Below are 11,306 nucleotides of genomic sequence, written 5' to 3' on the forward strand. Positions count from 1 at the left end.
TATGAACTTTACTCTCTCTTGTATAGCTGCCAATCTAAGATTGATAGCATTTAAACAGATGAACTTAAGAAAGAGTGTTGCTCAATGATAAAAAGAGAAGCAAAGAACCCAAATCTATTTAATACCCATGAAATAAGCTGTCAATTTATGATATTTGAAAGTGGATTTTTTTAAATATTTGTAAAATTAGAGGGAAAGGGAGTGTTATAGTTACGCAGTGGTCCCTTTATATGAGTAAAAAACTTAAATAATTTGTTATAATTACAAAAAAAATCAGGTGTTGTAATGTATAAAATATTGTTGTTATTGATTATATCTTTAAGTGTTTATGGTGATATTGTTTCAGAGACAGGTATAGGTATTAGTAAAAATGAAGCTATAGAGAATGCTAAATACAAAGTATTAATCACTTATAATAAAAAAATATCCGGTGGGATTTCAGTTTGTAATAAATTACCTTTAACAAATGTTCCGAAGGTTGATAGTGATAATTATAAAGTAACCTTAATTAATACTAAAGATGTATCTCAATCTTTAGTAAATAAAGAATTAGAATATCAAGTAAATACTGAGTTTGATATTGAAGTTATAAATGATAATATAGAAAAAGATTTATTAGAAGAGTGTGAAAGTGAATATAAATCTATTCAGTTATCGAATGATATATCTGTCTTTTTAGATAGATTTCATATGGGTATGGGATTAAGTGGATGGCCTGTTGTTTATGGTGCAGAGATATATGGTGAGTATAGAGTTGACTCAGAAAATATATTTAAAAATTATTCTATTTATCTTACATATGCTTATCATCAATATCAACAAGTAGGACAATTGTCAGAAGAAACAGATTATGGAAGTGTTACTCTAGCTGGAGTGCAAGTAAGATTAATGAGTTATTTTATACTAGGATATGAGAATGTTATTCAATTACAAGCTGCTAATTATACAGTTGAAGAGCCAACAAATGCTTTTATCTGGGGATTTGTATATGCACCGAAGTATAAAAAGTCAAAATTTGAATTTGGATTATTATTTAAAGATTTAAACTCTAAAAGTGCAACTGGTGAGGATGGTATCACGGGCGGTTTATTTATGAGATATAAACTCTTTTAAACTAATAATTGGAATATTAATGACAATAAAATATATTAACAACCTAGTAATTATTCTACTTGTAGTACTGATAAATACTAATATAAACGCCGCTGACATCACTGTTATTTGGAAAAAAGAAAATACAATGCTTACTACTTTTCAAGATACTTCAGATCCTATGACATCAATACACAATGATATAGCGGAGAACGTAAATAAATATTTAGTTCCTCGAAAAATTATAAATATTGATAACTTAATTCCTTCAGTAATTTTAAAACCGATAATGCCAGAAAAAGTAGAAAAACCAAAAATAATATCAAAGATTGACCTGAAACAAGGAAAGTATGAGCCCTCTAAAGAATTTAGTAAACGCCTGGAAGAACAGACTATTGAGTACACTCGAAAAAGTGAATTTTTGAAAGAAAATTATAAAGATGCGATTACGAAACGAAATGAATTAATAGAGAGCTTATCCGAGAATTTTAAGATTAATGTTGATGAACGAAATGAAAAAATATTAAAATATCAGACAATAATTGATAATGATAGAGAAAATATTAAAAAAGAGCAAAGAGAAAAGGAGAGTAAATTAAATAATATATTACCTATTTTTGTAAAAAATGCTTTCAAAAAATATTTATCAGCTCCTATTATTGTAAGTTCAGAATATTATGTAAACTCAAATACGATGGAAGTTGTTTTAGTATCAAGTAAGAATAATTTCAAGCAAAAATTAGAATTTTCTATTAAGCCAGGTATTGCTAGAAAAATGGATAAAAACTTAGAGAAAGTTAATCCAAAAGTATATTATCATGTTGAGAACTCAATACAAGATAATTCTATTAACCTAAAGTTAGATTACATTAAATTAGAATTTGAGGGAGAAGAATATTTAACAGCTCCTTCTAGAAAATTTAGATCAAATAATTTTAAAACAGCTTCTATAGTTATTGATAATACAATGGAAAGAGAGGAAGGAAGAATCCTTGATTTACAAATTAATACTTTAGCTTTAGAATATCAAAAACCAAATTTTGAAAAAGTAACTTATAGTGTTACAAGTAACAATAATGATATTTTAACTAGATTAAATAAACTTGATATAAAAAACGAAGATCCTAAAAAATGGCTTTTTGTATTGGGAATTGAAAATTATTCAAATGGGGTAGATTCAATTGCATACAGTAAGAAAAGTTCTCAAACTTTTGCTAAAGTTGCAAAAAAATTACTAGGTGTATCTAAACAAAACAGTTTTTTATTAATAGATAAGAATGCAACAAGTGGTAAAATCAAATCAGAATTAAGACGTATGTTATCACTAATTAAAGATGATGATACATTGTACTTTTATTATTCAGGTCATGGTATTCCAGTTGCAATAGATAACAATGAACCTTATATATTACCACAGGATATCGACCCTAGTTATATAAATTTTGAATCATTTTATAAACTTAATAACATATATAAGATGTTGTCTGAATCTAAAGCAAAAAAAGTAATAGCTGTTATTGATAGCTGTTTTAGTGGGGCAACTGATGGAGTGAGTATTTTTAAAGGAGTAGCAGCAACACTTTTAATCCCAAAACATGTTGATGAGTTTGATAAGAAGAAAATGGTAGTATTAACCGCTGGTCGTGATAAACAATACTCAAATATGTATAAAAATAAGGAACATAGATTATTTAGTTATTTTCTAATGAATGCTTTGTTGAAAAAGAATACTAATATTGAATCTTTACATTCATATGTTTTAACAAATGTAGAAAATGAATCAAGAAAGATGGGTAATTTAAAATATCAACAGCCTACTATTATTGGTAATAAAAAATTGAGTTTCTAATGTACGATTAAAAGATGGAATTTTCTCACAATTACTAATATAAACTAGTCCAGTAAAACCTAACTTACGGAAGACATACTTAGGAGCAGTTTTAATTTGAATGATATAGTAAATTTATGAACTATTTTCAGAGTTCCTATTTGAGATAGGTTATTAATAGTGTAAGTAAGTTGGAAAATAAAGAACAATATGACCACTTACATGAGAGTGTAAAATAAACTATAAGTATTTCATTATCAGCTTTATAAATTACACCCCTGTGCATGAATCTCCACTTTTTATTACTTTTGATATTAAAGATTTTAACACTCCTAAATATTTTGTTTTGTTTATAGGGGTGTAGCAACTAGTGCTTCTTTAGTTAAAATCTTGACTTAGTAGTGTTATTTCTTTTTTCAAGGGTAGTATCTTATTTTTAATGATATCCCATACTTCATCGGCATCAATACCAAAATAATCATGTGCAACTATATTCCTGAAGTCTTTTATCTTTTGCCAAGGAATTTAATTGTGCTTTGCTTTATATGTATCATCCAACCTATCAATAGCTTCTCCTATAACCACAAATTGCATCATTGATGCATCAAAACTTTTTTGGTCATGGTAAAAGTCATCTGCATTAGAAAAATCTTGAGAATATAGTTCGACTTTTTTAATAGCTTCTAGAAGTGATAAAAGTTCAAATTTTATTTTAGGAGACATAAATTGTATCTTTCAAAATATCTTTCTTTGTATAAGGCTTTAAGTATTTTTCACGTGCTATATCAACATTTCTATCAAAAGCTTGTGTCAGATATTTTGGAAGAGAATTTTTTAAATCATTAATATTAGGTGTATTGTTTTCAATCTCTATTAAAAGGTCCACATCACTATCTTTACCCTGTTCATCTCTAGCAAATGAACCAAACAAACCTATCTTTGTAAGAGAATAGTGTTGCTTAATATATACCTGATTTGATGTTAAAAAATCTAAAATTTCTTGTTTCGTATTCATACTATAAGTCTATCATAATTCATATCATTAGTAAATATAATGCAAAAAAATCAAGACAACTCTTCTAAATTTGGTGTTATTTCCTCTTATGCCTGAGCTTCACTTTGTTGTTTGTACTCTTCTAGTTGGTGTTCTATGGTGTTTGGGGTTGGGAGGTTTGCATAGTGCAAATAATATGAGCATAATGCACAAAGTTTTATCAAGTTCTTTTTGTTTTTTTACATAATTCAATAAACTATTTAATATAATTGGAATTATGAATTACACCCCAGGGGTTGAATAATGATTGTGAAGTGCCTTTTTTAAATATATTCAAATAGTATACTTAATTGTTAAGCTATTGTTTTGAACACCTTTTTTTAGCTGTCTCTAAAAATCAGGAAAATCTCCACAGCCTACAGGTTTAGTAACTGTTTAGTTTAATTTATCTAAGCCTATCATTCCCCACTTTTCTAAATCACTTTGCAGTGTTTTCATCCCTCTATCTTTATGACAGGCAAAACAAGCATTTGTTTCTTGAGGCATACGATACTTTAGAGTCTCCATGGGGGTAGTGAAACCAAACATATGACTTCTTACTGTTATCGGAGACTTCCCTGTATGACGACCTGTTTTTGGCATGTGACACTCTACACATAGAGAACCTTTTGAATCAGCCTTATGTTTTGTATGTGTCTCAAGGTTATCTTGATGTGGGCCAATAGGAGAGCCAAAACTATGGCATTTCATACATAAGTAATTCCCTGTGTTATTTGTTGAAGTAGGCGAAAGTGTATGAGGATTATGACAGTTTACACAAGTGATACCATGTTTAGATTTCATTGAGTTTACAAATTCATTTCCTTGTGTACGGTTCTTCTTTGCCGCTCCATTTGCATAAAACTCTTTAGTTTCTTGACCTATTGTAAAAGGTGCTGGAAGTTTATAATTTTTGAGAGCTTTTCCTGGTTCATAGCCTGCTGGATAATCTACTGCAGTTGAATAAATATCACTCATGTTGTGGTCAGTTAAACGTATGTCACGATTTCTCATATGGCATTGAAGACAAACTTCATTTTGTCTTACCGGATCACTCATAGAAGCTTTATAAACTTCTGACTCTGTGTTTGATAGATGCTCTGAAGATGGTCCATGACATGACTCACAAGAAATCCCTGGTTCTATACGTTCTTTAGTAGACATAAACCCAGTAAAGTGACATCCATCACATGCATTTGATGTTGGAAGTGCATCATTGTCATGAGGATAAGCATCTTTGTACCAGTATTTCCAAGGTTTGAAACCTTGCCATTTTTTTGTTTCAACATTCCACTGGTAGTTACCTAAAACATAATCTTCAGTTCCGTTTATGTCTTTTCTCATCATAAAACGCTGTTTAAATTTTCCACCAACAGTGTAAACTGCATCTTGAAGTTTAAAGTTTGCATCACGAGGAAGTTTTAAAAAGTCCGCTACAACAACAGAAGGGTCTTTTTGAATATCTTGAATCATTCTTGGGTGGCGAGAAGAACTCCAAGACTTATGTTCCTCTTTGTGACATTCAACACATTTTGAAGAACCAACATAGTGAGCATCTTTCTGGTCTTTACTTTGTAAGTCGATCTCTGTACCTACTCGTGTTTTCGTAAGTTGAGCATAAAACGGTATGATTTTTTTTGCATTTATATAGACAAAATAAAGAGCAGAGAGAGTTAAGATAGAGACGAGAAATAGAAGTGTTTTTTTCAGAGTGAAATCCTAATAAAGTTTGTTTATTATATTATTACAATTATATCAAGGAGAACCAAAGTTTATGTTAAATATGAAGATAAATGATTATTTAGACCCCTAAATTTTACTTTAAAGCCACTTTTACTAGTTTGCTTTTAAAATATTACATCTATAGTAGGGCTTGGAGATAGAGCCGCAATTACTCTTCTTCATCTGTTTATAAGTTATCCAGATGCTAATAGACAAGAAATTGTTGCATTAAGTGGTCTAAATGCAATTGAAAATACTTCTGGGACTTCAGTTCAAAGGAGAACTCTTTCCGTGAGCGAAGCGAGGAAATGCCCTCGGGGTACAAAGAAAGGAAGTGCTATATATCGCAGTATGCTATTTATGCCAGTGCTGTAAGCTATGCAACATAACCAATATATGAGACTATTTTATGATAGATTAAAAAACAATGGAAAACATTCAACTTTAGCTCAAATAGCAGTAATGCGAAAAATGATATTAAATTTGATAATGAATTATATGAAAAGAATCTTGGTTGGAAGGAATAAGATGTTGAAAAAGTTGCTTGATTTAAGCTGTTTTTAATGTGGTAACTGTGAATAAATCTCCACTTTTACAACTTTGCTAATCAAAGATTTACACTTAGTTGTACTACACTTTGAAACCACTGCACAGTAATTGTTGTTATAGTGTGATAAATGATTGTTAATTGTATTCTCTCTCTCTAAAGATTTATTTTTAAATTTAATATTAAAGTCAAATTATATCTTTTAATTATAACATTTCGACATTTTAGAGTGTTTTTGAGTGTGAACTTAAATTATGGAGTTTTTAGTTGGGAGTACATAAAGGTACAATATGCAATAATTCGCTTAAATAATGAATAGATAGGAATTAAAATGAAAAAAATATTATTACTTGGTATTGTACTTGGTGCTACTCTTTATGCAGGTATAGTAGACGAAGCTTTAGACGCTTCTAAAAATGGTAACAATACAAAAGCATTAGAACTTTTTGACAAAGCATGTGCTGATGACAATGCTGTCGGATGTTATTACTCTGCACAAGCTTATAATTCAGGTGTGATAATAGAGCAAGATGTAAGTAGAGCACTTAAAACTTTTACTAAAAGTTGTGATTTAGGGTACTTAGAGAGTTGTTTAACTGTTGCTAGAAGTTATTACAAGGCTCAGGGAATAGACAGAGACTATGTCAAAGCAAATGATCTTTATAGTAAAGCATGTGATGGTGGAATAGCTGAGGGTTGTGTTACATCAGGGCTTATTTTAGAGCTAGGAAAAGGAATGAGTAGAGATCTCGGCAAGGCAAAAGCCCAGTATAAAAAAGCATGTGCTTTAGGTAAGAAAAAAGCTTGCTATTTTTATAATGATTTAGAGCATATGGGTGTTAAATAACACCCTGTAAAAACTTACTGATAAAACGTACTCCAGCACCTGTTCCCCCATATACATTACAATCCCATGGACTTTCAGTATAAGCTGAGCCCGCAATGTCAAAGTGCAACCACTTCTTTTTATTTTCCTCTCTTACAAATGCATCAAGAAATAGACCAGCTGTTATAGCTCCACCATAAGGCTTATTTGAGATATTACAAATATCTGCTATTTCACTTTTTATCTGTTTTTTAAGATGTTTGTTAAATGGTAATGAAGCAGTGAGTTCACCTGAAGTAGATGATGCTTTAGAAATTTCATGCTTAAGTGCACTTGAATGTCCCATAACACCTGTTGTATACTGTCCAAGAGCGACCATACAAGCACCAGTAAGTGTTGCAAAGTCAAACATATAGTCAGCTTTTACACTGTCTTGTGCATAGTCAAGAACATCCGCTAAAACTAAACGACCTTCGGCATCAGTATTTCTTACTTCTATGGTTTTCCCACTTCTACTTACTAAAACATCATCAGGTTTATAAGCATCACCACCTATCATATTTTCAACAGCACCTATGAAGGCATGTACTTCTATGTTTAGTTTGAGCTCGCTTATGGCTTTTATCATTCCAAGAACTGCACAACCACCAGCTTTATCCATTTTCATAGTTACCATTGATGTTCCAGGTTTAAGGCTAAGTCCGCCACTATCATAAGTAAGACCTTTTCCTACGAGAGTAACAACTTTCTTAGGATTTTTTGGTTTGTATGTTAGGTGAATGAGTTTACTATCGTGTCGAGATGCACGACCAACTGCAAGCATAGCATTCATCTTTTCTTTTGCTAACTCTTTTTCTCCTAGTATTTTACAGTCTAAGTTATTTTCTTGTGCTAGTTTTTTTGCTAAATCGGCAAAAGTTGGCGGGTTTAAGTCTTCTGGAATAGTATTTACAATGTCACGTGTAAACGCAGTAGCATCAGCAATAATAACAGCATCCGTAAATATTTTTATAGCTTGCTTATAGTCATCTTTAGTATAGATAAGAGAAACATTTTTTAAAGAGGTCTTTGTTTTTGTAGACTTATATCTGTCATAAGTATAACCACCTAAAACAAAACCTTCAACAAGTGCAGGAATAAGAGCTTTATCATCTATAAGAATATTTGCACTTTTGTAGTTTGTTTTTTTAAGTGCTTTAATTGCTACACTTGTCGTACTTCTAATATCATCGGCTGAGAATTCATCGACACCACAAACAAGGAGATTTTTATCATGTAAAAAACAGATGCTATCTCCACTAGCTGTAAAACCAGCCATTTTAAGAGCTTTTTTATTTTTACTTTTTTTAAGAGACTCTGTACTAAGGTAGACTAAACTGATATCTGTAGAAGCATCAGATATATTTTGATTAAGAAGTTGAATGTTCATTTGATTTCCAATATATTAAGTTATTTTAAGAGATGGTATCTAAATAAGGTTAAGAACTAGATAACGTAAAGTAGTACCATGAAAAAGTGAAAAATACTCCCTCCAAGTACAAAAAGATGCCAGATAGCATGATAATAAGGTTTTGAATCATTTGCATAGTAATAAATTCCAAGTGTATAGGTTAAACCACCTGCTACTAAAAGATAGAAGCCATTGTCAGCTAGGTTTTGTCTTAGTGGTTCTATAGCGATAACAATTAACCAGCCCATTACTACATATAAAACTAAAGAAAGAATTTCAAAACGCGAGGGGTATTTAAACTTTAAATATACACCTATTATAGCCGTTATCCATTCTATGGTGAGGATAGGTAAACTAAACGCCGTACCGCTGAGAGAAACAAGAGCTATAGGTGTATATGTCCCTGCTATTAAAAGATAAATAGATGCATGGTCAAAAGTTTGAAAAACTTCTTTTAGTTTATGATGTGTTAATGCATGGTAAATTGTTGAAGAGCCATACATAATAAGAAGAGTAGTTCCATATATACTTGCACTTAGAATATTTATAAAAGAAGTATGTACTGCAGCAAATGCGACAAGAACAACTAAACCAATAATACTAAGAAGAAGCCCAAGACCATGTGTAGTGGCATGCCAAATTTCTTCTGCAAGTGTAAAATTATTTATGTATGTCCCTTTTATTAGTCAAAGTGGAGTAAATCTTTCGCCTGAATCATATCTTTATCACCACGTCCTGAAAGGTTTACGATGACAAGTTTATCCTTAATAGCTGGCATTTTCTTTAGGTATGCTACTGCATGAGAGGACTCAAACGCAGGGATGATACCCTCTTTACGACTTAACCATACAAAGGCATCTAATGCTTCTTGGTCTGTTACATGGTCATATGTAATTGATTTGTTATCACTATGAAAAGCATGTTCAGGCCCTATACCTGGATAGTCTAATCCAGCACTTATAGAGTGTGCTTCAAGTATTTGTCCATCCTCATCTTGGAGTAAGTATGACATTTGACCATGAAGAACACCTGGACGACCTTCTTTGAGAGAACAGCCATGTTTATCTGTTTCTAGTCCAAGTCCACCAGCTTCTATTCCTATGCATTGAACACCTTCATCTTCAAGAAAGTGTTGAAACATACCAATTGCGTTTGAACCACCGCCAATACATGCAATAACATGATCAGGCAGACGGTTTTCTTTTTCAAGAATTTGAGCACGTGCTTCATAACCAATGATGGCTTGAAAGTCCCTAACCATCATTGGGTAAGGGTGAGGACCAGCAACAGTTCCTATGATATAAAAAGTATCTCTTGCATTTGTAACCCAATGCCTTATAGCATCGTTCATAGCATCTTTAAGAGTATGACTTCCACTCTCTACCGAATTTACTTTCGCACCCAGAAGTTTCATACGAAAAACATTTAGTTCTTGACGTTCAACATCTTTAGCACCCATAAATATTTCACACTCTAAGTCAAGTAGAGCACAGATAGTAGCTGTAGCAACACCATGTTGTCCAGCTCCAGTCTCAGCTATAATTTTTTTATATCCAAGTCTCTTGGCCATAAGTCCTTGAGCGATAACATTGTTTACCTTATGTGCACCAGTATGGTTTAAGTCTTCGCGTTTAAGATATATTTTTGCACCTAATTCTTGAGAAATATTTTCAGCATAGTACAAAGGAGAAGGGCGTCCTACATAATCTTTTAGGTAGTAATGTACCTCTTTCCAAAACTCTTTATCAAATCTTATTTTTTCATACTCTTCTTTGAGTTGCGCAAGTGCAGGCATAAGAGTTTCAGGAACATAGCGTCCACCGAAGATTCCAAAGTGTCCATTTTCATCTGGATCAAACTTACTAGCAGATGGGATATACATTAATTTTCCTCTATTAGACAGTAAACATCAGTCTTCTCTTGGAGCTTTTTAATACCATCTAAAAATGCAAGACCTATAACAAAACAGCACTCAACACATGTAGCACCTGCCTGCTTTACAAGAGTAGCAGCTGCGTTTGCTGTGCCACCTGTTGCAATTAGGTCATCTATGATTAGAACACGAGCACCTTTGTTTTCACCAAATGCATCTATATGAACTTCGATCTCGTCTACTCCATACTCAAGAGCATACTTTTCGCTGATAGTAGTGTATGGAAGTTTTCCTTTCTTACGAATAGGTACAAATCCAAGTCCTAACATTTGTGCAAGAGCAGCTCCAAAGATAAATCCACGAGCATCAATTCCAGCTACATAGTCTAAGTTATATCCTTTATATCGCTGGTATAGATGATTCATTAGCACACCGTAAGCTTCTTTATTATTTAAAAGAGTGGTAATATCTTTGAAAACTATTCCTTCTTTTGGAAAGTCTTTAATATCTCTGATTGAATCTTCTATTATTTTCTGTTCTGCATTGCTGAGTATCATACTTAGTCCTTATAGTAGTGCATCTATTCGAGATTCAAGAGCTTGAATCTTCGAATTAAGTCTCTCTCTCTCTGAGCGATGTTGTGAGTTTCTTTGTTTAATTGTTTTAAGTTCATTTTTAAGTCGAGTCAGTTCATCACTGAGTATATCTACATTACCAAGTGCTCGTTGGAGCTGTATTTGGTACTTTCGTATTAAAATCTCCGCTTCTTTGAGTGTGACTTTCATTAAGTCATTCCCTCGAATCTCTTTGTTTGTAATACTTTTAAAATAATACATCTTTACAAAAAGATATATAGATACGATACTTGATACAGTTAAAAGTGACCATTCAAAAAACATAATTTAATTAATCTCTATTTTATCTATTCTATCACA

Annotated in this window: 10 protein-coding genes and 1 pseudogene; 3 read left to right on the forward strand and 8 right to left on the reverse strand. The window is 31.9% G+C overall.

What is annotated here, in order from left to right:
• The first annotated feature begins 285 nt into the window (after positions 1-285).
• Both HOG88_RS01545 and HOG88_RS01550 read left to right on the forward strand, forming a co-directional pair.
• Positions 286-1,113, forward strand: coding sequence for a hypothetical protein (locus HOG88_RS01545; RefSeq protein ID WP_295002440.1), 828 nt, complete (start codon positions 286-288; stop codon positions 1,111-1,113).
• A 19-nt stretch (positions 1,114-1,132) separates the two neighbouring features.
• Positions 1,133-2,941 (forward strand): caspase family protein, encoded by a 1,809-nt coding sequence (locus tag HOG88_RS01550; protein WP_295002441.1) that lies wholly within the window; start codon positions 1,133-1,135, stop codon positions 2,939-2,941.
• A 357-nt stretch (positions 2,942-3,298) separates the two neighbouring features.
• Here HOG88_RS01550 and HOG88_RS11865 read toward each other — a convergent pair.
• The 3 genes and pseudogenes from HOG88_RS11865 to HOG88_RS01565 all read right to left on the reverse strand — a co-directional run bounded on the left by HOG88_RS11865 (position 3,299) and on the right by HOG88_RS01565 (position 5,663).
• Positions 3,299-3,643: pseudogene (locus HOG88_RS11865) on the reverse strand (DUF86 domain-containing protein).
• Positions 3,633-3,935: a nucleotidyltransferase domain-containing protein gene (locus tag HOG88_RS01560; protein WP_295002443.1), complete on the reverse strand. Its 303-nt coding sequence runs from the start codon at positions 3,933-3,935 to the stop codon at positions 3,633-3,635. The pseudogene HOG88_RS11865 and the gene HOG88_RS01560 overlap by 11 nt, the downstream one beginning before the upstream one ends.
• Positions 3,936-4,349: 414 nt before the next feature.
• Entirely contained in the window at positions 4,350-5,663 is a 1,314-nt protein-coding gene (locus HOG88_RS01565) for a multiheme c-type cytochrome (protein ID WP_348653152.1), read from the reverse strand.
• Positions 5,664-6,553: 890 nt separating this feature from the next.
• Between HOG88_RS01565 and HOG88_RS01570 the strand changes: the two genes are divergently transcribed.
• The gene (locus HOG88_RS01570) at positions 6,554-7,069 is read left to right on the forward strand and encodes a tetratricopeptide repeat protein (RefSeq protein ID WP_295002444.1); all 516 of its coding nucleotides are present in this window, start codon (positions 6,554-6,556) and stop codon (positions 7,067-7,069) included.
• Here HOG88_RS01570 and HOG88_RS01575 read toward each other — a convergent pair.
• From HOG88_RS01575 to HOG88_RS01595, 5 genes are read right to left on the reverse strand one after another with little or no spacing between them, the layout of a single operon-like run.
• Positions 7,062-8,477 carry a leucyl aminopeptidase gene (locus HOG88_RS01575; protein WP_295002445.1) on the reverse strand — a complete coding sequence of 472 codons (1,416 nt, stop codon included), beginning with the start codon at positions 8,475-8,477 and terminating at the stop codon, positions 7,062-7,064. The two genes, HOG88_RS01570 and HOG88_RS01575, sit on opposite strands and share 8 nt — an antisense overlap.
• A 56-nt stretch (positions 8,478-8,533) precedes the next feature.
• Positions 8,534-9,181: a hemolysin III family protein gene (locus HOG88_RS01580; RefSeq protein WP_348653153.1), complete on the reverse strand. Its 648-nt coding sequence runs from the start codon at positions 9,179-9,181 to the stop codon at positions 8,534-8,536.
• Positions 9,181-10,380, reverse strand: coding sequence for a tryptophan synthase subunit beta (trpB, locus tag HOG88_RS01585; protein ID WP_295002446.1), 1,200 nt, complete (start codon positions 10,378-10,380; stop codon positions 9,181-9,183). The genes HOG88_RS01580 and trpB overlap by 1 nt, the downstream gene beginning before the upstream one ends.
• The gene (locus HOG88_RS01590) at positions 10,380-10,928 is read right to left on the reverse strand and encodes an adenine phosphoribosyltransferase (RefSeq protein WP_295002447.1); all 549 of its coding nucleotides are present in this window, start codon (positions 10,926-10,928) and stop codon (positions 10,380-10,382) included. The genes trpB and HOG88_RS01590 overlap by 1 nt, the downstream gene beginning before the upstream one ends.
• A 9-nt stretch (positions 10,929-10,937) precedes the next feature.
• On the reverse strand, positions 10,938-11,270 hold the full coding sequence (locus HOG88_RS01595) for a hypothetical protein (protein ID WP_295002448.1): 333 nt from the start codon (positions 11,268-11,270) through the stop codon (positions 10,938-10,940).
• Positions 11,271-11,306: the final 36 nt, after the last annotated feature.

It is taken from the genome of Sulfurimonas sp., assembly GCF_018698455.1.
GTDB lineage: Bacteria > Campylobacterota > Campylobacteria > Campylobacterales > Sulfurimonadaceae > Sulfurimonas.